Annotated in this window: 21 protein-coding genes; 6 read left to right on the top strand and 15 right to left on the bottom strand. The window is 73.3% G+C overall.

From position 1 onward, the window contains the following. Positions 1-110: 110 nt before the first annotated feature. Entirely contained in the window at positions 111-1,514 is a 1,404-nt protein-coding gene (locus AB0399_RS35600; RefSeq protein ID WP_366414114.1) for an NAD(P)-binding domain-containing protein, read from the bottom strand. Positions 1,515-1,625: 111 nt separating this feature from the next. On the opposite strand from AB0399_RS35600, the gene AB0399_RS35595 reads away from it, so the two are divergent. Then, a complete protein-coding gene (locus AB0399_RS35595; protein WP_329367503.1) occupies positions 1,626-1,991 on the top strand; it encodes a metalloregulator ArsR/SmtB family transcription factor in 366 nt (121 codons plus the stop codon). A 69-nt stretch (positions 1,992-2,060) separates the two neighbouring features. Here the strand turns inward: AB0399_RS35595 and arsB are convergent, their stop codons facing one another. Further along, on the bottom strand, positions 2,061-3,137 hold the full coding sequence (gene arsB / locus AB0399_RS35590) for an ACR3 family arsenite efflux transporter (protein WP_366414117.1): 1,077 nt from the start codon (positions 3,135-3,137) through the stop codon (positions 2,061-2,063). A 44-nt stretch (positions 3,138-3,181) separates the two neighbouring features. After that, the gene (locus AB0399_RS35585) at positions 3,182-3,490 is read right to left on the bottom strand and encodes a metalloregulator ArsR/SmtB family transcription factor (protein ID WP_366414113.1); all 309 of its coding nucleotides are present in this window, start codon (positions 3,488-3,490) and stop codon (positions 3,182-3,184) included. 129 nt (positions 3,491-3,619) lie between these two features. On the opposite strand from AB0399_RS35585, the gene AB0399_RS35580 reads away from it, so the two are divergent. Beyond that, entirely contained in the window at positions 3,620-4,045 is a 426-nt protein-coding gene (locus AB0399_RS35580) for an arsenate reductase ArsC (protein ID WP_366414112.1), read from the top strand. 152 nt (positions 4,046-4,197) lie between these two features. Here the strand turns inward: AB0399_RS35580 and AB0399_RS35575 are convergent, their stop codons facing one another. From AB0399_RS35575 to AB0399_RS35565, 3 genes are read right to left on the bottom strand one after another with little or no spacing between them, the layout of a single operon-like run. Beyond that, complete coding sequence (locus AB0399_RS35575; protein ID WP_366414111.1) at positions 4,198-4,941, bottom strand: FAD:protein FMN transferase; 744 nt, start codon at positions 4,939-4,941, stop codon at positions 4,198-4,200. 2 nt (positions 4,942-4,943) lie between these two features. Continuing rightward, positions 4,944-5,441: an FMN-binding protein gene (locus AB0399_RS35570; RefSeq protein ID WP_366414110.1), complete on the bottom strand. Its 498-nt coding sequence runs from the start codon at positions 5,439-5,441 to the stop codon at positions 4,944-4,946. Positions 5,442-5,448: 7 nt separating this feature from the next. Further along, complete coding sequence (locus AB0399_RS35565; protein ID WP_366414109.1) at positions 5,449-6,816, bottom strand: ferredoxin reductase family protein; 1,368 nt, start codon at positions 6,814-6,816, stop codon at positions 5,449-5,451. 171 nt (positions 6,817-6,987) lie between these two features. On the opposite strand from AB0399_RS35565, the gene AB0399_RS35560 reads away from it, so the two are divergent. Together AB0399_RS35560 and AB0399_RS35555 are read left to right on the top strand one after the other, a co-directional pair. Then, the gene (locus AB0399_RS35560; protein WP_328466049.1) at positions 6,988-7,731 is read left to right on the top strand and encodes a response regulator transcription factor; all 744 of its coding nucleotides are present in this window, start codon (positions 6,988-6,990) and stop codon (positions 7,729-7,731) included. Then, on the top strand, positions 7,728-9,182 hold the full coding sequence (locus AB0399_RS35555; RefSeq protein WP_366414108.1) for a HAMP domain-containing sensor histidine kinase: 1,455 nt from the start codon (positions 7,728-7,730) through the stop codon (positions 9,180-9,182). The genes AB0399_RS35560 and AB0399_RS35555 overlap by 4 nt, the downstream gene beginning before the upstream one ends. 97 nt (positions 9,183-9,279) lie before the next feature. Here the strand turns inward: AB0399_RS35555 and AB0399_RS35550 are convergent, their stop codons facing one another. Together AB0399_RS35550 and AB0399_RS35545 are read right to left on the bottom strand one after the other, a co-directional pair. After that, a complete protein-coding gene (locus AB0399_RS35550; protein ID WP_328466053.1) occupies positions 9,280-9,813 on the bottom strand; it encodes a DUF2231 domain-containing protein in 534 nt (177 codons plus the stop codon). A 217-nt stretch (positions 9,814-10,030) separates the two neighbouring features. After that, positions 10,031-10,576: a kinase gene (locus tag AB0399_RS35545; RefSeq protein WP_366414107.1), complete on the bottom strand. Its 546-nt coding sequence runs from the start codon at positions 10,574-10,576 to the stop codon at positions 10,031-10,033. 164 nt (positions 10,577-10,740) lie between these two features. On the opposite strand from AB0399_RS35545, the gene AB0399_RS35540 reads away from it, so the two are divergent. Next, positions 10,741-11,196, top strand: coding sequence for a DUF5990 family protein (locus tag AB0399_RS35540; RefSeq protein WP_366414106.1), 456 nt, complete (start codon positions 10,741-10,743; stop codon positions 11,194-11,196). Between the two features lie 186 nt (positions 11,197-11,382). On the opposite strand, the gene AB0399_RS35535 is transcribed toward AB0399_RS35540, so the two are convergent. Further along, a complete protein-coding gene (locus AB0399_RS35535; RefSeq protein ID WP_366414105.1) occupies positions 11,383-13,332 on the bottom strand; it encodes an Ig-like domain repeat protein in 1,950 nt (649 codons plus the stop codon). Between the two features lie 269 nt (positions 13,333-13,601). Next, positions 13,602-14,561, bottom strand: a complete 960-nt coding sequence (locus AB0399_RS35530) for a helix-turn-helix domain-containing protein (RefSeq protein ID WP_366414104.1) — start codon at positions 14,559-14,561, stop codon at positions 13,602-13,604. 113 nt (positions 14,562-14,674) lie between these two features. On the opposite strand from AB0399_RS35530, the gene AB0399_RS35525 reads away from it, so the two are divergent. Then, positions 14,675-14,974 (top strand): antibiotic biosynthesis monooxygenase, encoded by a 300-nt coding sequence (locus AB0399_RS35525; protein ID WP_366414103.1) that lies wholly within the window; start codon positions 14,675-14,677, stop codon positions 14,972-14,974. Between the two features lie 78 nt (positions 14,975-15,052). On the opposite strand, the gene AB0399_RS35520 is transcribed toward AB0399_RS35525, so the two are convergent. The 5 genes from AB0399_RS35520 to AB0399_RS35500 form a co-directional block, all read right to left on the bottom strand. Continuing rightward, positions 15,053-18,100 (bottom strand): NHLP bacteriocin export ABC transporter permease/ATPase subunit, encoded by a 3,048-nt coding sequence (locus AB0399_RS35520; RefSeq protein WP_366414116.1) that lies wholly within the window; start codon positions 18,098-18,100, stop codon positions 15,053-15,055. 64 nt (positions 18,101-18,164) lie between these two features. Then, complete coding sequence (locus AB0399_RS35515) at positions 18,165-20,282, bottom strand: NHLP family bacteriocin export ABC transporter peptidase/permease/ATPase subunit (protein ID WP_366414115.1); 2,118 nt, start codon at positions 20,280-20,282, stop codon at positions 18,165-18,167. 167 nt (positions 20,283-20,449) lie between these two features. Then, positions 20,450-21,256, bottom strand: a complete 807-nt coding sequence (locus AB0399_RS35510; RefSeq protein ID WP_328466070.1) for an HlyD family efflux transporter periplasmic adaptor subunit — start codon at positions 21,254-21,256, stop codon at positions 20,450-20,452. Between the two features lie 148 nt (positions 21,257-21,404). Further along, positions 21,405-21,623 (bottom strand): type A2 lantipeptide, encoded by a 219-nt coding sequence (locus AB0399_RS35505; protein ID WP_328466072.1) that lies wholly within the window; start codon positions 21,621-21,623, stop codon positions 21,405-21,407. A 377-nt stretch (positions 21,624-22,000) separates the two neighbouring features. Beyond that, a partial coding sequence (locus AB0399_RS35500) for a helix-turn-helix transcriptional regulator (RefSeq protein WP_366414102.1) occupies positions 22,001-23,047 on the bottom strand: 1,047 nt, incomplete at its 5' end.

Below are 23,047 nucleotides of genomic sequence, written 5' to 3'. Positions count from 1 at the left end.
GTCTGACGTGCGGGGCGCCCCGGCCCGTCCCCGTCCCGACCGGCTCGCCCCCGGCTACTACAGCGCGGCCCGGGTCCCGCCCGAGGTGCTCAACCGCCAGCCGTCAACCGTCAGCCGCAGCAGCCGGCCGCCGGCCCCTCCTCGCCCTCGGCGGACGCCGGGGCGGAGGCGCCGATCTGCACCAACTGTGCGACGGGCGCGGGCACGCAGCATCCGCCGCCGCCCTGCACGGCGGCGGGGTCGTCGAAGAGGCCGGCGCCGCCGCACACCCCGGTTTCGGGGAGGGTGAGTTCGACCCGATCGGCGGATTCGAGGTCGCCGGCGAGGGCGGCGACGACCGAGCGGACCTGCTCGTAGCCGGTCATCGCCAGGAACGTCGGGGCGCGGCCGTAGGACTTCATGCCGACCAGGTAGACGCCGGTCTCGGGGTGGGACAGTTCGCGGTGGCCGTGGGGGTAGACGGTCCCGCAGGAGTGCTGGTTGGGGTCGATGAGCGGCGCGAGCGCGAGCGGGGCCTGGAGGCGTTCGTCCAGGCCGAGGCGCAGTTCGGACAGGAAGCCCAGGTCCGGCCGCAGGCCGGTCAGGACGATCGCCTCGTCCACCGGCTCCAGGCGCTGCCCGTCGTCGCCGATCACGACCAGCCTGCCGTCGGCGTCGCGTTCGATCGCTTCGGTGCGGAACCCGGTGACGGCGTCCGCGTGGCCGTGGTCGACCGCGGCCTTGGCGGCGAGGCCGAGAGCGCCGCGGGCGGGGAGCTGGTCGGCGCTGCCGCCGCCGAAGGTCGAGCCGGAGATGCCGCGGCGGAGCACCCACACCGCGTGCGTGCCCGGCCCGTCGCCGGCCTTCGCCAGATCGGCGAGCGAGGCCAGGGCGGTGAAGGCGGAGGCGCCGGAGCCGATGACCGCGGTGCGCCTGCCCGCGTACCGGGCCCGGACGGCCGGGTCGCCGAGGTCGGGGACGCGGTAGGAGATGCGGTCGGCCGCCGCGTGTTCGCCGAGGGCCGGCAGGCCGTTGGCACCCGCGGGCGAGGGGAGGGACCAGGTGCCGGAGGCGTCGATCACCGCGCGGGCGGGCACCCGCTCCTCCGTTCCGTCGGCGAGGGCGTAGTGGACGGTGAAGGGCCGGCTGTCACGGTCGGCGTCCACGATCCGGTCCCGGCCGAGGCGGGAGACGCCGGTGACGGTCGCGCCGTAGCGCACCGCGTCGCCGAGGAGATCGGCGAGCGGTTGCAGGTAGCGCCCGATCCAGTCTCCGCCGGTCGGATACGTGCCCGGGTCCGGCTTCGCCCAGCCGGCGGGGGTGAGCAGCTTCTCGGCCGCGGGGTCGGTCAGCTCGGCCCAGGTGGAGAACAGCCGCACGTGGGACCAGCCGCGTACCGCGTCCGCGGCGGCCGGGCCGCGCTCCAGGACCAGCGGGGTCAGGCCGCGGTCGACCAGGTGGGCGGCCGCGGCGAGCCCGATGGGGCCGGCGCCGATGACGACGACCGGCAGCTCGGTGGTGGCGGGTGCTGGCATGACTGTGCCCTTCTTCCAGCGCGACCCGGTGCGGAGACCGGCGCCGCTGTTTCGATGTCCGTCGATATATCGAAGGTTGCCTCTCTTATTGATGAGTGTCAACATAGACACATGTCGAACTCTGGGATGGTCGAGCTGCCGGTCCTCCAGGACGCCCCGGCGGTGCCGTGCTGCCCGCCGATCACCGCGGGCGAGCTGTCGGCCGCCGACGCGGAGAAGATGGCCGCGATGTTCAAGGCGCTGTCCGACCCCGTACGGCTGCGGCTGTTCTCGAAGATCGCGTCGCACCCGGGTGGCGAGGCGTGCGTGTGCGACATCCAGGACGTCGGGGTCTCCCAGCCGACCGTCTCCCACCACCTGAAGAAGCTCCGCGAGGCCGGACTTCTCACTTCGGAGCGACGCGGCACGTGGGTGTACTACACCGTCGAGCCGTCGGTGGTGGCGGGCATGTCCGCGTTGCTCGATCTGCGTTCCTGACGCGGAGCCGCCCCGTGGGGGCCGAGGGGCCCGCGGGTCAAGAGGCCCGCGGGTCAAGGGGCCCACGGGTCACGGCGTGGTCGCCGTCTCCCCGGCTCCGAACTTCTCCCGCCGGGCGAGGGCGACATGGACCAGTCCGATGAGGACCGGGACCTCGATGAGCGGGCCGACGACGCCGGACAGGGCCTGGCCGGAGGTGACGCCGAAGGTCGCGATGGCGACCGCGATGGCCAGTTCGAAGTTGTTGCCGGCCGCGGTGAACGCCAGCGTGGCGGTGCGGTCGTAGGGCAGCCCGAGGCTCTTGCCGAGCGCGAACGTGCCGAAGAACATGAGGGCGAAGTAGGCGAGCAGCGGCAGCGCGATGCGGGCCACGTCGCCGGGCTCGCGGGTGATCGTCCTGCCCTGGAGGGCGAAGAGGATGACGATCGTGAACAGCAGCCCGTACAGCGCCCACGGCCCGATCCTCGGCAGGAACCCGGCCTCGTAGGCGTCGCGGCCCATCCTCCGCTCGCCGACGCGGCGGGTGAGGAACCCGGCCAGCAGCGGCACCCCGAGGAAGACCGCGACGTTGACCGCGATCTTCCACACCGGTACGTCCAGGCCCTGGCCGTCGCCCAGGCCGAGCCACCGGGGCAGCGCGTCGAGGTAGAGCCAGCCCAGCAGGCTGAAGGCGACGACCTGGAAGACGGAGTTGAGCGCGACCAGCACGGCGGCGGCTTCGCGGTCGCCGCAGGCGAGGTCGTTCCAGATGACGACCATGGCGATGCAGCGGGCCAGGCCGACGATGATCAGGCCGGTGCGGTAGGCGGGCAGGTCCGGCAGGCACGACCACGCGAGGGCGAACATCACCGCGGGTCCGACGATCCAGTTGACGACCAGGGAGGACGCCATGAGCTTGCGGTCGCCGGTGACCCGGTCGAGGCGGTCGTAGCGGACCTTCGCCAGCACCGGGTACATCATCACCAGCAGCCCGATCGCGATCGGCAGGGACACCCCGCCGATCTCCACCTTGGCCAGGGCACTGTTCAGGCCGGGGATCGCCCGGCCCAAGCCGATGCCGACGGCCATGGCGATCACGATCCACACCGCCAGGTAGCGGTCCAGGGCGGAGAGTCTCCTCACCACGGAGCCGGTCCCGGCGGCCACCGGAGCACCGCCGTCGGCGGCGGGCGTGGCGGGTTCCGCGGTGGTCACGGGCAGGACCTCTTGTTCTGCCCGGCGGCGACGGCGGACGCGGCGAGCTGAGCGAACTGCTCCGACAGTCCGGCCAGGACCTCGGGCTTGAGCTTGTAGTAGGTGAACCGGCCGCAGGGCTCGGTCTCCACCAGACCGGCCTCGCGCAGCACCTTCATGTGGTTGGACAGGTTGGTCTGTTTGGCCCCGGTCTCCTCGACCAGGTGCGTCGTGCACAGCGTCTCGCGCGCCAGGAGGGTCACGATCCGCAGGCGGAGCGAATCGCCCAGCACCCGGATCACATCAGCATCGACTGAAGTCAGCATGCACTGATACTCTCACATCATTGCTCGCTGATACCAGCGGTCGCTGATGTCGTTGCAGCGGTGCCGCGATGCCGCGGTGCCGCGGTGCCGCGGTGCCGCGATGCCGCCCACGAGACGAAAGAGCCTTCCATGACCGAGACGCCCGGCCCCAAGCCGTCCGTGCTGTTCGTCTGCGTCCACAACGCCGGCCGCTCCCAGATGGCCGCCGCCTGGCTGGCCCACCTGGCCGGCGACCGCGTCGAGGTCCGCTCCGCCGGCTCCGCGCCCGGCGACGCGGTCAACCCCGCCGCCGTCGAGGCCATGAAGGAAGTCGGCATCGACATCTCCGGCGCGACCCCCAAGATCCTCACCAGCGACGCGGTACGGGAGTCGGACGTGTGCGTCACCATGGGCTGCGGCGACACCTGCCCGGTCTTCCCCGGCAAGCGCTACCTCGACTGGAAGCTGCCGGACCCGGCCGGGCAGGGCGTCGAGGCCGTCCGTCCGATCCGCGACGAGATCAGGACCCTGGTCGAGGGGTTGATCGAGGAGATCGCCCCGGAAGCGGCCGCATGATCACCGGCTGACCGCCGAAGCGGGACGGCCTGCGGCGCCTTCCCGTCGACGGTGCGGCGGGTTGCCGTCGGCGTTGCGGCGGGCTGCCGGCGGAATGCGCGGGTGGGGGGCGGTGAAGCGCGGGTGGAGGAACGGGACGCGCGGGTGCAGGATCAGTCGCCGGACCCGCCGGTGCTCCACGTGCTGCCGTCCGCGGTGACCGCGAAGGACCGGGTGTGGGGCAGGGACCCCAGCCAGGCGCGGGCGCTCTCGCCCATGGCGTAGCCGGCGGTGGCGTACGTGTCGGCGTCGGTCAGGCCGCGGCAGACCACGGTCAGCGAGGCGAGCGCGGCGGCCGGCGGGCGGCCGGTCGCGGGATCGACGATGTGGCAGCCGCGTTCGGCGGGGCCGGAGGTGGCGACGGCGAGTTCGCCGTCGGCGTGCACGACGGTGGCCAGTGCGCCCCTGCGCAGCGGGTCGCTCACCCCGATCCGCCAGGGACCGCCGTGCACCTGCACGTCGCCGCCGCCGTTGACGCACACCGCGTCGGCGCCGGCGGAGGAGACCATCGCGGCGGCCCGTTCCACCGCCCATCCCTTGACCAGTCCGGTGGGGTCGAAGTCGCCCGCGTACCGCGCGCTGAACCAGCCGCCGCTGCGGCGTTCGGCGGCCTCGCAGAGCCGGAGCACTTCCCACACCTCGGGCGAACAGGCCGACAGCGCCAGCGTCCCGGCCGCCAGCCGGCTGATCTGGCTCGCGGGCCGGTACGTCGAGAACGTCTCGTCCACGTGGTGCAGCCACGCCACCGCGGCTTCGAGGGCCGCGGCGGCGCGCGGTCCCGCGCCGCGGACGTCGAAGGAGAAGACCGTGCCCATGGTGTGCTCGACCCTGCGCAGCCGGGCGCCGTCGTCCGCCATCGTCAGCTCCCCGCCTTGTCCAGGGCGCTCTGCAGGGACTGGATGTAGCCCTCGCTGGTGTAGGTCGCCCCCGAGACGGTGTCGATGTGCGCGCTCTGCGCGGCGATCGCCTCCTGCGTGAGTTGGGGTACGGCGAAGCCGGTGATCTCCTGGTCCCGGGGCCCGCTGTCCGGCACCTGGACGGCGGACACGGCGGTGATCCTGCCGGCGTTCAGGGTGACCCGGAGCTGTACGGGCCCGTAACGGGTCTGGATCGTGTCGCCCTGCACGGTGCGGGTCCCCGTCGTGCCGCCCGAGCCCGCGGAGGGCGCGGTCGCGGAGGCGGACGGGGCGGGGACGGCGGGTGGGGTGGCCGCCCCGCCCGCACCGGGTGCTCCGGCCGCAGCGGCCGCCCCCGCTGTCGTGTGCGGCTTGAGACCGAGCAGGAGCAGCATACCGCTGACGGTCACCAGCGTGCTGAGCAGGACCCGCCGCGACGGGCGGCCGGCGAGGCTGTTCACGGGCGCCTCACAGTTCGAACGACTCGTGGTGGATGTGGCGGGCCGGTACCCCGGCGCTGCGCAGCGCCTCGTACGACGCGCGGGCCATGCCGGGCGGTCCGCACAGGTAGACGTCGTGCTCGGCGACGTCGGGGACGGCGGCGCCCAGGAAGTCGGCGGTCAGCCGCGGGCTGCGGCCGTCGGCTTCGTTGAGCAGGTAGTGCAGGCGGGCACCGCGGGAACGGGCTATCGCCTCCAGCTCGCCGCGCAGCGCCAGGTCCCCGGCCGTGCGGGCCCGGTAGATCAGGGTCAGGTCGCCGGGCCGCGCGGGCAGCGACTCGAACAGGGCCCGCAGCGGCGTGACCCCGACCCCGCCGGCGAGCAACAGCACCTTCTGCCGGGTCCTGCGGTCCGCGGTCAGCGCGCCGTACGGCCCTTCGGCCCAGATCCGGGTGCCGGGCCGCAGCCGGGCGAGTGCCGCGCTGTGGTCGCCCACCGCCTTGACGGTGATACGCAGCAGGTCCGGCCGCGGCGCCGTGGACAGCGAGTAGGGGCTGGCGGTCCACCACAGCCCGGGGGCCAGGAAGCGCCAGCGCAGGAACTGCCCCGGCCGGGCGGCCAGTCGCGGCAGCCGCTCGCCGCGCACGATCACCGACACCACCTCCGGCGTCTCCTGGACCACCTGCGCCACCCGGAGCCGGTGCCGCAGGTTCAGCCGCAGCGGCGCCGCGACCCGGTACCAGAGCACGGCCGCGGCGGCCGCCCCGTACAGCGCGTACCAGAAGCCGCGGGCCAGGGGGTGGGAGGAGAAGTCCGCGCCGAGGGCAAGCTGGTGCCAGAAGGCGAGGAAGACCGCCAGGTAGGTCAGCAGGTGCAGGTAGTACCAGGTCTCGTAGCGGACCCTGCGGCGTACCGCCCGGGCGGAGACCACGCCGACGGCGATCAGCAGCGCCCCGCCGATGGTGCCCTTGAGCATGTCGGGATAGGTCAGGACGACCGTCGTGGTCTCGCCGACCACGCCGGTGTGGGCCTGCACCGCGTAGCCCCACAGGATCAAGGTGACGTGCGCGAGCAGCAGGCACACCGTGTAGCGGCCCAGCGCGGCGTGCCAGCGGGCCACCCGGTCGCTGCCCACGCCCTGTTCCAGTACGGGGACCCGCGCCATCAGGCCGACCAGCAGCACGCAGGTGTAGCCGCAGAGCAGTCCGGCGATCCGGCCGGCGCCGATCAGCCAGTCCGCGGTGCCGACGACGGCGCCGGTGTCCTGCCACCACAGCGCCAGGACCGCGGCCGCGCCCGCCCAGCCGAGGGCGAGCACCGGTCCCGCCGGGGAGCGCCGCCGCCCTGGCGGTGCCACCGCGTGCCGCGCCTGGCGCGGGCCGTAGGTGGTGGTCATACGGAATGTCCTTTCCTTCGCCCTGCACGGCCACTGTGCGGGGGAAACCTCTCAACCAGCTCTGAGACCGCGTTCCGGGGCGGGAGTCACAGCGGATTGAGAAGGTTCAGAGCCGATTCAAAGGAAGTGGTGCGCCACGCCACCGCCGCGCCGGGGGATGCTGGACGGACCATGGAATTCGCCCCGCGCGTTCAGCCCGCGCCCCTCACCAGGCCCGACGGCTCACCGGTCCGGGTGCTCGTGGTCGACGACGAGCCCGACCTCACCGAGGTGCTGGCCGGTGTGCTGCGCTACGAGGGCTGGCAGGTGCGTACCGCGGGCGACCTCGCGACCGCCCTCGCCGAGGGCAGGGACTTCCAGCCCGACGCGGTCGTCCTCGACATCATGCTGCCCGACGGCAACGGGCTGACCGCGCTGCGTGGCCTGCGGGCGGCCCGTCCCGACGTGTGCGTGCTCTTCCTCACCGCGCGGGACTCCGTCGAGGACCGGATCGCGGGCATCACCGCCGGCGGCGACGACTACGTCACCAAGCCGTTCAGCCTGGAGGAGGTCCTCGCCCGGCTGCGCGGCCTGCTGCGCCGCGCCGGGATGACCCGGGAGCGCGACGACGCGGCGCTGCTGGTGGTCGGCGACCTCACGATCGACGAGGACGCGCGGGAGGTCACCCGCGGCGGGGAGGCGATCGACCTGTCGCCGACGGAGTTCGAGCTCCTGCGGTACCTCATGCGCAACCCGCGCCGGGTGCTGAGCAAGCCGCAGATCCTCGACCAGGTGTGGTCGTACGACTTCGGTGGCCAGGCCCACGTGGTGGAGCTCTACATCAGCTACCTGCGCCGGAAGATCGACGCCGGCCGGGAGCCGATGATCCACACCGTGCGGGGAGCGGGATACGTGCTGAAAGCCGCGCCGCAGTGAGGCGGCTGCTGCCGCGCACGCTGCGGGCCCGGCTCATCTGCGGCCTGGTGGTGCTCCTCGCGGTGAGCTGCGCCGCGGTGGGGATCGCGGCCGTCCTCACGCTGCGCTCCTTCCTCACCGACCGGCTGGACCAGCAGCTCACCCAGGCCGGCGGGACGTTCCCGGCCAGCCTCGAACACCGCGGGCCGGGCGAGCCGGACGCCGACAACGCGCACGTGGACACCCGCCGCCAGGCACCCGGTACGTTCGGCGCCCGGCTCCTGCACGGAAAGGTCACCGCGGCCGGCATCGTACGGTCGGGGGCCGACACGTCCGTGACCCTGACGGCCGGCGACAAGGCGGCCATCGCCGCGGTCCCGGTCGACGGCCGCAGCCACCGGCTGGAGCTGTCGGCCCTGGACGACTACCTGGTGAAGGCCGTCGACGGCGACGACGGGGACGTCCTGGTGACCGGCCTGCCGCTCAGCGGGGTGGAGGACGCGGTGACCCGCCTGGTGGCGGTGGAGGGCGCCGTCTTCGGCGGCGCCCTGCTGGTCGCGGGCGCGGCCGGGGCGTTCTGGGTGCGCTGGTCCCTGCGGCCGCTGCGCCGGGTCGCCGCCACCGCGGCCTCGGTGACCGCGCTGCCGCTGGCCAGCGGCGAGGTGGCCCTGCCCGACCGGGTACCGGACACCGACCCGCGTACCGAGGTCGGGCAGGTCGGCATCGCGCTCAACCGGATGCTCGGCCATGTCGAGAACGCGCTGGGCAGGCGGCACGCCAGCGAGGAGCGGCTGCGCCGGTTCGCCGCCGACGCCAGCCACGAGCTGCGCACCCCCGTCGCCGCCATCCGCGGCCACGCCGAACTGGCCCGCCTCCACCCGGAACCCGTCCCGCCCGGGGTGGCGCGCGCGCTGGAACGGATCACCGCGGAGTCGGTCCGGATGGGTGGCATGGTCGACGACCTGCTGCTGCTCGCCCGCCTCGACGCCGGCCGGCCGCTGGCCCGCGACCCGGTCGACCTCACCCGGCTCGTCCTGGACGCCGTCGACGACGCGCGCGCCACGGGGCCCGACCACCGCTGGGTCCTCGACCTGCCGGAGGCCCCGATCACGACCACCGGGGACCCGCTGCGGCTCCAGCAGATCACCGGAAACCTGCTGGCCAACGCCCACCAGCACACGCCCGCCGGCACCCGCGTCACCGTCCGGCTCCGCCAGGACCGGGCGAGCACCCGCCTCGTGGTCGAGGACGACGGTCCCGGCATCCCCGCGGACATCCTCGACACGGTCTTCGAGCGCTTCGCCCGCGCCGACCACACCCGCCCCGGGGCCCAGGGCCACGGAGCCGGTCTCGGCCTGGCGATCGTGCAGGCGGTCGCCACCGCGCATGGGGGCACCGCGGAGGTACGCAGCCGGCCGGGCCGGACCTCGTTCACCGTCACTCTGCCCGGGCGCCGCGCGGGTGCCGGGTGATGCCGGGGCGCCGGGCGACGCCGGGGTGCCGGGTGATACCGGGAAGTCCGGTGGCGCGGCACCGTCGTCCGGCACCAACGCCCGCTCTGACATGCCGTCAGCCGTGCTGGCCACCGGCGGACTTGTCGTAGTTGTCGTGCCAGGCCGCCTTCGCGCCGGACTCCCCGATCCGGTAGACGTCCACGACGGCACCGGCGGACACGACGACGGCCAGCACCGCGGCCACCGTACGCAGCGACGCCGGCGACCTCCACCGCGCGCCACCGGCCGCGGGGCCGTCCGCCGCCGCCTCCACGGGCCGCGCAAGGCGCCGCCCCAGCCACCACACCCCGAGCGTCACCAGGAACAGACCGATGGCCCAGGGCAGCAGACCGTCGCCCAACTCCGTGTGCTTGCGGATGAGCGGGTCGTTGCCCACCCGGGACTGCAACCACTCACCCGCGTGCGTGGTGACCGGCACGAGCCCCAACGTCACCAGCCCCAGCAGCGGAAGCACCAGCCCCAAGCGCCGGGCGTACCTGGGCTGCACCGCGCACACCACCGCGGCCAGCGCCGTCAACGGCACCAGCACCACCACGAAGTGCACGAACAGGATGTGCGCCGGCAGTCCGTCTATGTGCGTCAGGCTCATGGGCGTTTCTCCACGGAAGGTGACGAGCGCGGCGAGCAGCGGCAGTCGCCGGCCCACGTCGCTCGGAAGGAGATCGCAGCCTTCCACGCCAACTTCTCAGCTCCTTCTGAACCACGGACCGAGAGGCGACACCGAGCGCGACGCGTGACGCGACCCGTCGAGGACCGGGCGGTTGGCGGACTCGTACATCCGGCAGCCGGTGTCGGGGCGGCCGCCCTCACCGTTCCCCGGCCGCCCACCTGCCCAGGCCCGTCTCGCGCAGAATCCGTTCGACGCTCGCCGTCAGAGCGCTCTCCGCGCCGATGACCGTTTCGACGCCACCTGGCAGCAGGTCGGCCGCGCGGTACCAGCCGCGCATCTCCGCCTCGCCGTACTCCCCCTCCTGCGGCTTCGTCGCGTGCCGGCGCAGCGTCTCCTCGAACGGCACGTCCAGGTAGTACGCGTACGTTCCGCCGCGGTGGTCGGACATCAACTCGGCCAGCATCGATCCGTAGTGCCCGGCGTACAGGATGCCCTCGACCACCACGTGGAAGCCGTGATCCAGCGCGTAACGCGCCACCACGCCGATCAGGCCGACGTTCGACGCACCCGGCCGGTCCCACTCCCGCAGCACCGTACGCCGCAGGTTGTCCTGCCCGACGATCGCCAGCCCCCGCCCGAACCCCGCCCGCAGCCCCGCCGCGACCGACGACTTCCCCGACGCGCTGTTGCCCCGCACCACGACCAGAACCGTATCCGCGCTCCCCGTCCTCACCCCCGCCACGCTAACGGCCTGCACCGACACCGCCCGTGGCCAGGCGAAGCCCCCGAGCAACACCGGGTGCGCGAGTTCACCGGCGGGGGTCGCACGCCGACGGACAGCCCGGCACGGACGACGCGTGACGGTCTTCCCGGCCGGCGAGGTGTCGGGAGGCGGATGATGGGGTGATGCTGGTGCGGATCGAGGGGCGGGAACTGCCGGGGCGGGAGTGCGGGCCGTCGCCGGATGCTCCGTCGGGGTACCAGAACGTTCATGTCGGTGTGCAGCGCCGGGGGCACCCGGGCGAACTGCTCGGCCTGGTGTCGGGGGACGCGCCGTCGGTGGTGTGGGAGTTGGAGGTCACGGCCACGGCGGTCGCGGGTGGATGGGACCTGCGCGGGCCGTATGTGCAGGGCCGGCCCGGGGGCCGATTCGTCTACCTGTCCTGGGGGACGGTCGAGCCGGACCGCGGCTTCGCGATGTTCCGGCGGGCGAAGCTGCTGTTCAACAGCGTGGATCGCGAGGTCCTCGAATCGGCCGTCGCGCGGGGCGCGCTGGTCGGGAGGCTGGGGCTCACCGACGTACGGGGCAACCCGTTGTGCGCCGCTGTCGGGCCGCCCTTGATCGAGTGGTCGGCTCCCTGACCGCGCCGATCGGAGACGAAATCGGCTCCGCGCACGATGAGTTGAGCGCGCTCGTCGAGGAGGAACGCGCCCCCTGGAGCCGCCGGCTTCCTCGACACCGCGCTTGATGGTCCGTCACGTACTTGGAGCGGCCCCCGGGCGTGGTGGTGACGTGCCGCGCGGGGGCCGCTCCCCTCTGGTGGGAGGTCAGCTGGTGAAGTCCATGTACTTCCAGCTGCCGTACGTGGTGGCGTTCACGTTGTCGCCGGAGCCGTTCTCCACGTAGACCGCCCGGATTCGGGCGCGGAGACCGGACTTGCCCGGGGCACCCAGGTTCACCGCCACCTTGCCGTTGGAGGCGAGCGCGAAGTACTCGGAGTCGGAGGTGTACCAGGCGCCGCCGTAGTAGAGCTGCAGGTCGAGCCGCACCTTGCGGCCCTTGTGGTAGTTCATGCTGGTGGTGAGCACCGGCGCGGTCTTCTTGTGGTAGTACGCGTAGGTGGTGGAACCGATCTTCGCGGTCTTGTACTGCTTCGAGAGCGCGCTCGAGACGCGAGCATAGGCGTACACGTGGGTGGTGACCGTCTTCGAGGCGGTGCGGTCGTCGCCCGCGTAGACGGCACTGAGGGTCCAGTTGCGGTTCATGGTCACCGATACCGAAAGGTTGCCGGCGGAGCTGACCTTGCCGCTCTTCAGTAGCCGCTTGCCCTCGTCGGCGCCGTACGGGTCGCCGTAGACCGCCACCGTGCGGTTCTTGTACTCCGAGCCGAGGTGGACCGTGTAACTGACCTTCTTGCCATAGTTGTAGTGCTTGCCGTTGTTGCTGACGGTCAGCTTGGGCGTGGTGCGGGAGACCGCGACCTTGGCCGAGGTGCTGACGGCGGTGTGCGTGGCGTCACCCGCGTACGCGACCGTGTAGGTCACCGTGCCGCCGGCCGGCGGGGTGTCGGTGAAGCTGAACGTGCCGCCGGAGCCGGTGGTGACCGAGGGCAGCGCCTTGCCCTTCGGGCTGTCCAGGTCGGTGCGGGTCACCCGCAGTTTGACGCCGGCCGTGAGCGGCACCGTCGCGCTGATCTTGCCGGTGACGGTGAGCTTTTTGGCACGTGGCGCACTGGTGGGGGCCTTCACCGACACGGTCGGCACGTTGCGTGTCGGGTCGGTGAGAATCTTGAGGGTGTAGCTGGTCGGCGAGCCGCTGTTGCTGCTGTAGGCGCCCTCCAGGGCGTAGACGCGCGACTCGTCCGGTGCCCAGACCGCGTCGACCGTCTGGGCGTTGGTGGCATAGGTGTGGATCGGCTGGGTGCCCTCGGGCCGGTAGATCCGCACCGTGCCGCCCTCGACCTGGGCGACCATGCCGTGGGGAGAGATGTCGCCGCTCTCCGCGGCGGTGTTGGGGTACGCGCCGGTCTGGGTCCAGTTGCTCTGGGTATAGCTCATGCGGTAGGTGCCGTTGAGCAACAGCCCGCCGCCGGGGATGAGATCGACGTCCTCGGCGATCTCCACGGGCCCGCCGTGGGGGGTCACATCAGCCACAGTCTGCGGCGTCCCGCTGGAGACGTCGAACACGGTCACCGTGCACGGCGACAAGCCCTCGGTGAGGGCAGTCAGCAGGTTCGGCTCAGTCGGGCTTGCGCTCAGCGCCTCCGGATTCCACAGCAGGTTCTGCGGGGTCTGCCCCACCGTCACGGTGCCGGATGGGTCGACGGAGCCCAGGCTGGCGGCCCACTGGTCGCCGTAGCTGAACCAGAGCTTGTCCCCGGCGAAGGCCACGTACGTCGGCCCCTTGTTGGTGTCGACCGGATAGCGGGCCTCGACGGCGAGCGTGGCCGCGTCGATGGCCACGATCTCGTGTGAGGCGGACGCTGCGGCGTACAGGGTCGAGCCGTCGGTGGAGACGGCCAGGCCGGAGACGCCGGGGATGCCGGTGAGCGAACCGAGTTTCGTACCGTTCGGGTCGGCGGCGTAGACGGTGCCGGCGGTGTGGTCTGCGACGAAGACCCGGTTCAGCGGGCCGTCGGCTGCGATGCCGCCGTCCGAGGTGACGGTGACGGCGGGAGCCGACGTCGCCGACACGGGTGCCGCGGCACCGAAGCCGAGCACCACCGAACCGAGCAGGACCGCGGTGGCGGTCGCTATGGATGAACTGCGCGTACGCACAGGTGTGGCCCCCCAGGGTGGACAGCAAAAAAGCAGGTGGAGCCCGGCGCGGTAGGGCGGTGGGGCGCGGATGCCTCCGCCCCCTCGGCAGCCACCGCGCAGCTCGGGCTGAGGCCCGGATACTACGTCACGGTGACGACAGCCAGCTCCGGATTTCCCCTCTCCACGCGGAGCGGCCGCCACCGATCAGGTACGACGCCGCCCGCTCACCTGCGACGGCCCTACCGCTTGGTGGGTGTGCCGGGTTGTTGGCGGGCGGGGAGGTGGGGTCAGCTGGGGCGGTGCTGGGTGGCGGATTTGCCGGTGCGGTCGCGGAGCAGCACGCGGAGGGTGTTGGCGCTCTCGTAGCCGACGCGGCGGGCGATGGTCTCGATCGTCTGGTCGGTGGTGCGGAGGAGGTGGGTGGCCTGTTCGACGCGGAGGTCCTGGACGAAGCGGACGGGCGAGAGGCCGAGGACGGACCGGGTGGTGCGTTGCAGGGTGCGTTCGCTGACCCCGATCGCGGCGGCAGCGTCCTTGACGCTGAGCGGCTGGTCGAGGTGGGCGCGGGCCCAGTGCTCGAACGCGGCGACGGTGGGGTCGCACGCGGCGAGGGTGCCCGGCATGGTGTGGGCGGCCTGGGAGGGCCGTTCGTCGATGACGAGGTAGTTGGCGACCAGGTCGCTGAGCGCGGGACTGCGCCGGCGGATCAGGGTCAGCCCCAGGTCGATGTGGCCGAAGGCCGCGCCGGCGGTCGTGATGCCGTCGCAACTGGTCACCATCTGCCGCTGGTCGAGCGTCACCCGCGGGTATCGGCGGCGGAACAGCGGCGCGAGCCACCAGGTGGTGGTGGCGCGCAGGCCGTCCAGGACGCCCGCCTCGGCGAGGAGGAAGCTTCCGGCGCAGGCGGTGGCGATCGGGGTGCGCCGGGCGCGGGCCCGGGCGATCAGCTCCCGCGCGGGGGCCGTACGCGGGCCGGACAGGTGGGCCACCAGCTCGTCGGGGCGCCGCTCGGCCACGCCGGGGATCAGCAGCAGGTCGCACTCCTCGGCCTGCGCGACGGGCGCCGCGGTGACGCGGTGTCCCGCGCCCGTGCGTACGGTGCGGGTGAAGCCGACCGTGGTCAGCTGCCAGGTGGGCGGCGGCTGGGGCAGCCGGGTCCGCAGCGTGTTGGCGCAGTGCACGATGTCGAGGAGGGCGGCCAGGCCCGAGTCGAAGACCCCGTCGAGGACGAGCACGGCGACGCGCATGACGGAAACGGTAGCGAATGTGCCGCGTCCGCCACTGCCGGCCCGTGGGCGCGGCGCCTAGCGTCGTGGTGGCCGGCGGTCGCCGACCGGATTCGACGAGGTGGGAGCAGCACATGTCGCAGGTGGGATTCCGGCTCCGGATCGAGGCCAGGCCCGACCGCGCCGCCGAGGTGGAGGCCGCGCTCCGGGACGCCCTGGAACTGGCCCGCGCCGAGCAGGGCACGGTCACCTGGTTCGCCTACAAGGAGGGCCCGACCGTGTTCGGGATCTTCGACACCTTCGACGACGAGGAGGGCCGCGCCGCGCACTTCGACGGAAAGATCGCCGACGTCCTGAAGGAGATCGGTCCGAGGATGTTCGCGGCCGCCCCGGAGGTCCACCGGACGGACCTGCTGGCGGTCAAGCTCCCCTGAACCGCCGCCGGGGGCGCGCAACGTGCCGACGGTTCGCCTGGCACGGCGCCGCCCGGATCTCGGGACGCGGTCGCGCGCTCAGCGCAGCTGGCGGCGGACCAGCCGGTGGAACAGGCCGCCGGTGTCGGCGAGCAGTTCGGCCGGCGGTCCCTGCTGGGCCACGCGGCCGTCGGCCATCACGATCACCCGGTCGGCGTCCATGATCGTGGACAGCCGGTGGGCGATCACGACCCGGGTGGCCCGCAGCGCGCGGGTGCTCTCCATCACGACGCCCTGGGTCTCGTTGTCGAGCGCGCTGGTGGCCTCGTCGAAGAAGAGGATGCGGGGCCGACGGATCAGCGCCTGGGCGATCATCAGCCGCTGCCGCTGCCCGCCCGAGACGGCGCCGCCGCCGTCCGAGAGCACGGTGTGCATCCCCATCGGCATCCGCTTGATGTCCTCGGCCAGCCCGGCGAGTCGGGCAGCCTGCCACGCCTCTTCGAGGGTGTACGCCCCGGCGCCGCGGATGCAGTCGAGGATCGAGCCGGTGAACGGCTGCGCGTTCTGCAGGACCACCCCGCACTGCCGGCGCAGCGCCGACTGGTCGAGGGCGGCGAGGTCCTGCCCGTCGTAGTGCACGCCGCCGGAGACCGGCCGGTCGAAGCCGATGAGCAGCCGCAGCAGCGTCGACTTGCCGCAGCCGCTGGCCCCCACGATCGCGGTGAACTCGCCCGGCCGGACCCGGAAGGACACATCGTCCAGGACCAGCGGCGCGTCGTCGGCGTACCGGAAGGAGAGGTTCCGCGCCTCGATCGCGCCGGACAGCACGCCGGGCTGCGTGCTGCCGCCGCGTACTTCGGGAGCCGCTTCGAGGATCGGCTTGACCTGCTCGAAGAGCGGCAGCACGGCGGCGGCGGACAGCAGTGCGCCGGTCAGCTGCGTCACGGAGGTCAGCATCATCGTCACCGCGGTGTTGAAGGTGAGGAAGGCGCCGGCCGACAGGGCACCGCGGGCCGGGCCCGCGAGCAGCATGAACATGGTGAGCGTGCAGAACGGCAGGCACACCGAGTTGAAGACGGTGATGAGGTTCTTCGTCCGGCCGACCCGCTGTTGCAGCTCCCGGCTGTGGGCGAACTCCCCTGCCCAGGCGCCGTAGGCGAAGCTCTCCGCCGCCGAGACCCGCAGTTTCGGCAGGCCGCGCAGCGTCTGGAAGGCCAGGTTGTTGAGCTTGTTGGTGAGCACGACCAGCTTGCGCTGCCAGCGCAGTTGGGCCAGCCCCAGGCCGAGGAACACCGCGCCGACCACGAGCAGCAGGGCGACGGCCACCAGCGTCAGCGGCACGCTGTACCACAGCAGCAGGACGAGGTTCACCGCACCGACCGTGCCGGCCTGCACGATCACGGAGCTGATGCCCGACAGCACCCGGCGGATCGCGCTGATGCCCATGGCCGCGCTCGCCAGTTCCCCGGTGGAGCGTTCGGCGAAGAACCGGGTCGGCAGCCTCAGCAACCGGTCCCAGACGGCGGGTTGGAGGGTGGCCTCGACCCGGCCCTCGACCCGCAGGATGGCGGTGTTCTGCATCAGCATGAACGCGGTGGAGACCACGGTGGTGGCCACGATCGCCAGCGCGGTCTGGACGATCAGGCTGTTCTCGGCGTTCGGGACGTACTCGCCGAGCACCCGGCCGGTCGCGATCGGCACCAGCGCGCCGAGGCCGACCGCGACCAGCCCGCCCAGCAGCAGGGCGCGCAGGTCCGCGCCGGTGCCGCGCAGGCAGAAGCCGAGCAACCGGCGTGCGGACAGCGGCTCTTCGGGCAACGGCCGGTAGAACATGACGGCCCGGGGGGCGAATTCGGCCGCGTTGGCGCTGCCGATCCTCGCGCGGCGCCCGGTGGCCGGGGTCACCGCCTCGTAGCCGCCGCGCCGCCACAGCAGGGCGACCGGGGCGCCGCTGGCGGCCCGATGTCCCACCAGGGGACCGGAGTTCTCCCGCCACCAGCGGCCGTTGAGCTGTACGGGACGGGTGCGCAGCCGGGCGCGCACCGCGATCCGCTCGACCGCGCTCATCCGGTCGGCGGCGTCCGCGCCCTCCGGTCCCGGGCCGCCGTCCACGGCCGGCCCGAGGTCGATCCCGGCCGCGTCGGCGACCAGGCGGCAGGCGGCGAGGGTGCCGTCGTCGCCCGCGGGTCCTCGGCTTCCGGCCGCCCGGCCGGGACCCGACCTGCCGGCACCGGGCTTGCCGATCGACGCGAGCAGGGTGTGGTCCGCCTGCTCGCGCACCTCCTCGCCGGCCTTGATCCCGGCCGCCGCCCGGTCCTCGTGCGCCTGCTCCGACTGCTCGATCCAGCGGTCGAGGGCGAACAGCAACCGGGTCTGCTGCTCGACCATCCGCCGCCACATCCCGCCGTCGACGAGCAGGTCCCCGCCCGGCTCCCCGCCGTAACCGCCTTGGTACGGTGCGCCGTTCGCAGTCGCGTACGGTCCGCCGTTCGCGGTCCCGTACGGTGCGCCGTTCGCATTCCCGTAGGCGTCGGCGTGCCCCTGCCCGTACCCGTCCCCGTAGGCGTACTGGACGCTGCCCGGGGCCACCGGCATCCACAGGATGCCGTCGTCGGGCGAGCCGCTCTCCTCGGCCCGGTCACCGTGCCGGCCCGCGCCAGGTGCGCTGCCCGGGGCCGGGCGGCCTTCCACGGGTGCGTCGAACAGGACGCTCAGGCCGCGCCCGATGCCGCGGGCGAACGCGTTCTCCAACGGGCCGCCGCCCCACGCCTGGCTGCTCTCGGCCCACCCGTCGCCGTACGCCGAGCCGTCGCCGTACGCCGAACCGTATGCCGAGCCGTCGCCGTAACCGCCGCCCTGCGCGGGCTGATCGCCGTAGCCGGTGCCGAACAGTTCGCGCAGCGCGATGCGGTGCAGGACGCAGTCCTCCAACGGCCGTGCCACGAGGGTGTGTTGCGGGCCGTCGGCCGGGCCGAGCAGCAGGGTCCCGGTGCGGAGCCGGCCGAGGAAGTGCCAGCGGCCCTGCCGCGCCGCGTCGACCGCGAACAGGTCCATCGCCCCGCGCGCGACCAGCCACAGCACGTGCGGGCCCTCCAGCGACAGGCTGCGCCGGCCGGCCGGGGGGACCGGCCGGCCCAGCCCGCCCATGGCGTCCAGTACCGGGTCACCGGGACCCGCGCCGCCGGTCAGCGGCGGGTGCACGGAGGTCACCTCAGCGCTCCCTGACCAGGTCGGCGTACGGCCCGCCGACGGCGACCAGGTCCTCGTGGCGGCCCCGCTCCACGACCCGGCCACGGTCCAGGACGACGATCTCGTCGCTGTCGCGGACTGTGCTGAGCCGGTGCGCGATCACGACGCAGGCGCAGCCGCGCCGCCGCAGGTTGTCGATGATCACCTGCTCGGTCTCCGCGTCCAGGGCGCTGGTCACCTCGTCGAGGACCAGCACGCTGGGTCCGCGGACCAGCGCCCGGGCGATCTCCAGGCGCTGCCGCTGGCCGCCGGAGAAGTTGCGGCCGTCCTGCTCCACCCGGGCGTGGATGCCGCCGGGGCGCCGGGCGACCGCGTCGTACACGGCCGCGTCCTGGAGCGCGGAGACGACGGCCTCGTCGGGGATCGACGGGTCCCACAGCGCGACGTTGTCCCGGACGGTGCCCTCGAAGAGGAAGACGTCCTGGTCGACGAAGGACACCGACGCGGACAGCGAGCCGCGCGAGAGGTCGGAGAGCAGCTGCCCGTCGATCCGGATCTCGCCCTCCCACGGCTGGTACAGGCCCGAGATCAGCCGGGACACCGTGGACTTGCCGCTGCCCGACCCGCCGACGAGCGCGACCTGCCGGCCGGGGCCGACCGACAGCGAGAAGTCGGTGAGCAGCGGCTCGTCGAGCGGGCTGTAGCCGAAGGTGATTCCCTCAAGGGTCACGTGGCCGCTGAGCCTGCGGGTGCTCGCGGCCGGCCGGTCGCGGGCGAAGAGCGGGTCGGCCGGGAAGCGCTCGACGTCCTTGAGCCGGGTCACGTCGGCGGTGAAGTCCTGCACCCGGCCGGCCACCGCGCTGAGCCGGCTTACCGGCGCGGTGAAGCTGGTGACCAGGGTCTGGAAGGCGACGAGCAGCCCGATGGAGATCTGGCCCTCCACCGCCCGGACCCCGCCGACCAGCAGGATCAGCGCGCTGTTGAGCGCAGCGAGGGTGGGCGCGACAACGGCGAGCGCCGCGCTCGGCACGCCCAGCCGCTGCTGGCCGTCGAGCGTCGTGGCGTGCTGGCCGGCCCAGCGGCGGAAGAACCCGTTCTCGCCGCCGGTGGCCTTCATCGTCTCGATCAACTGCAGTCCGCTGTATGCGGTGTTGGTCAACCGGGCCTGGTCGGCGCGGAGTTTGTGCACCCGGGTGCTTCTGATCCGTGCCACCAGGCGCAGCGCGACGATGTTCAGAAGGGCCAGCGTCACCCCGATCAGGGTCAGTTGGGGGTCGTACGTCCACAGCAGGACCGCGTAGAGGAGCACCACCACCGCGTCCACGCCGGCCGAGGCGAGGTCCCGGGCCAGGGTCTCGGCCACCGAGTCGTTGGACTGCAGGCGCTGCACGAGGTCGGCGGGGCTGCGCTGGGCGAAGAACGTGACGGGCAGCCTGAGCAGGTGGCGCAGGAACCGGGCACTGCCGAGCGTGGAGGAGATGACGCGCCCGCGCAGCAGGTTGGCCTGCTGCACGCCGGTGAGCACGGCGGTCAGCACGACCAGCGCGGCCATCGACGAGAAGACCACCGGGAGCAGCGACGTCCGGCCGCCGAACAGGAACGTGTCGATGTACGCGCGGCTCAGCGCGGGAACCGCCACCCCCACGGCGACCAGCAGGAAGCTGGCGGCCAGCGCGGCGAGCGTGGTGCCCCGGGTGCCGCGCAGCCGGGCCGGCAGCGCGCCGGCGATTCCCGGTCTGCGGCCGCCGGGACGGAACCTGACGCCGGGCTCGAAGGTCAGCACGACGCCGGTGAAGCCCGCGTCGAACTCCTCGTCGGGGACGAACCTGCGTCCCCGGGCCGGGTCGTTGAGGCGCACGCCACGGCGGCCGAAGCGCCGCACCGTCCCCTCGTACACGACGAAGTGGTTGAACTCCCAGAACAGCACGGCCGGTGTCCGGACCTGCGCCAGCGCCGCCGACTCCATCTGCATGCCCTTGGCTTCCAGGCGGTAACCGCGGGCGGCCTTCAGCACGTTGCTCGCCCGCGAGCCGTCGCGTGAGACGCCGCAGGCGATCCGCAGTTCCTCCAGGGGGACATGGCGGCCGTAGTGGCCGAGCACCATGGCGAGCGCGGCGGCGCCGCACTCCACGGCCTCCATCTGCAACACGCTGGGGGTGCGGACGGTCTTCTGCCGCTTCGGCCGGCGCTCCTTGGGCTTCCGCCGGTCGGCGGCGCGGCGTTCGGGGGCACGGCGCCCGGCGGCGCGGTCGGCGCGGTCGGTGCGGTCGGTGCGGCGGCCGGTGCCCGCCGGGGAGTGCTGCGCGGTCACGGCTTCACCCAGTCGATCGGATGCTGCGCGGCCAGGTGGACGGCGCCGCTGAGCAGCGTCCGTGAGTCGATCGCGTACGGCGGACCGCCCGTCGACGACCACCGGTAACCGGACTTCGTGCCCGCGGCTCGGTCCAACTGGACCACCACCGCGACGGGTTGGCCCTTCGCGGAGAACTGGTCGCCCAGCTGGGCGTCGCCGAGGAAGCTGGTGATCTGCTGCCGCGTCTCCGGTACCCGTCCCACCGCCAGCACCCGGCCGCGCAGCACGCCGTAGTCCCGCGTCGGCACGGTCTGGAGGGTCAGGTCGACCGCGGCTCCCGGGAGGATCGACGACGCGCTGCCGCCCTGCGCGTACAACACCGCCACCAGCGGGTCGGCGGGGCCGTCGGCGTGTTCCAGCGTCGCGAGGTCCGCTCCGGTGGCGACCACCGCGCCGATCTTGGCGGCCAGCGCCGTCACCCGCCCCGCGGCCACCGCGCGGACCGTCTCGACCGCCCGGTCCGTGCGCACGCTCAGCAGCCGCGCGCCGCTGGGGACGGTGTCGCCTTCCTTGGCGTACACCGCGGTGACCTGGCCGGCGACCGGGCTCTGCAGGACGTAACTGCCCTGCGCCCGGGTCAGGATGCCGGGGGCGGTCAGCTTGGCGGAGACCGTGCCGGTCACCGCCCAGAAGGCGGCGGCGGCCATGACGACGGCCGTGACGGCGAGCGCCAGCCGGCCCTGCGGCCGGGCGAAGCGGACCGGCATGTCGAGTTCTTCGGGTGCTTCGAGCTTGGCGAGCGCCTTCTGCCGGAACTGCACGGGGCCACTCCTTCAACGGCGTTCGTCTCGGCCGGGCGGTCCGGACAGGGCGAGTCGCGCGGGGTGCCGCAGGGCGCCGCGGGGTGCGGCCGGGCACGGCCAGGCCCCGGAACAGGCGGTTCCGGGGCCATGGTCGGACGTCTCGCGGTCAGAGACCCGCGAGCCCGGTGATGCCGGACAGCGTGTTGGTGGCGCCACCCACCAGGCCGGTGACCTGGCCGACCGGCAGCGCGTCGGTGACCGGCGCGACGAGGTCGCCGAGGCCCAGGCCGTCGATGCCCAGGGCGACGCCGACGCCACCGGAGATGTTGTCCAGGTCGCCGTCGGCAAGCTCGCGGGTCTCGACCTGAGAAGCGGTGTTACGCATGAATTGCGTTCCCTTCATGACTCTGCGGAATTCCGATGAGTGAGACGGGGGGCGGATGTTCGAGGAAATACCGAACACAATTCGCAACTCCCGTTCGACGCAGGACGCTAGTACGCGTTCCGGCCGCCCGGCCACCCCGACCACCTCGATGTTTCGGTCAGCATTTCGGTACCGCAAGCACAGTTCGTGCCCGGCCGGCCACCGGATGGCGACGTTTTCTTCACACAATTTCGAACGGCTATTCCTCTCCGCCGGAACCGCCGTTGATCACGATGCGGACATACCTGCGACTTACGATTTCCGGGCACCGGGCGCGGGAGATCGCGTCAGGGTGCTGTGCGCCTCATGCGGTCACCGTGTGCAGGATTGCCGCGCGCTCAGCGGGAGCCGGCGCGGAAGTCCGTACGGATGTCCGATCGGGAGTCCGATCGGGAGTCCGTACGGGAGTCCGCGTGGGTGTCCACCCGCCCGAGCAGCACCGCGGGAAGCTGCTCGCGGCCGTCGATGCCGAGCTTGCGGTAGGCGTGGGTGAGGTGCACCTCGACCGTCCGCAGTCCCACCAGGAGGATCTCCGCGAGTTCCCGGTTCGTCCGGCCCTCCGCGGCGAGCGTGGCGGTCCGCAGCTCGGCAGCGGTGAGGGACGCGACCCCCGCCGTCTCGGAGGACTTCGGCGGGCGGCCGCCGCAGGCGGACAGCTCGATCCGCGCCCGCCCGGCCAGGTCCGCGCAGCCGCACTCCTCCGCGAGGGCCAGCGCCGTACGCAGCGCCCGCCTGGCCGGTATCCGGCGGTTGGCCCGGCTGAGCGCGGAACCGTGGTCGGCCAGCGACCGGGCCAGGTCGAGCCGGCCGTCCGAACGCTCGGCCACCGAGACCGACTTCTCCAGCACCGCCAGCCCCTCGGCCCCGCCGAGGACCGCGCCCATCGTGCGCAGGGCGGCGGCGAGCGGGCCGGGCGTGCCCCAGCGGCGCGCCTGCTCCACCTCGTCCGCGGCGTACCGGCGGGCCTCGGCCGGCTCGCCGAGCGCGAGCAGCGCCCGGGCCGCGTCCGAGCGCCACGGCGCGACCGCCGGGTTCTCCACCTTCCAGGCCGGCAGCCGGCCGCCGGCCGCCAGCAGGTCCCGCAGCCCGTCGGCAGGGCGCCCGGTGGCCACCCGCAGCCGGCCCCGGGCGAGCAGCAGCGCCGTACCGCCCCAGGTCCGCCATGCGTCGGCGCGCGGTTCCGCCTGCTCGACCAGTGCCGCGGCCTCCTCGGACTCGCCCAGGTCGAGGTGTATCCGCACCAGCCGGGCGAGCAGTTCCACCGCCGCGCCGCTGTGCCGCGGGGCACCGCACCCGACGAGGAGTTCCAGCGCGGCCCCGGCGTCCTCGGCCGCGGCCGGCAGCCGGCCCAACTGCTGCGCGATCACCCCGCGCAGCGACCGGGC

This window comes from Streptomyces sp. NPDC088194 (genome assembly GCF_040702025.1).
Lineage (GTDB): Bacteria > Actinomycetota > Actinomycetes > Streptomycetales > Streptomycetaceae > Actinacidiphila.
This window is presented reverse-complemented; position numbering and strand designations above follow the sequence as displayed.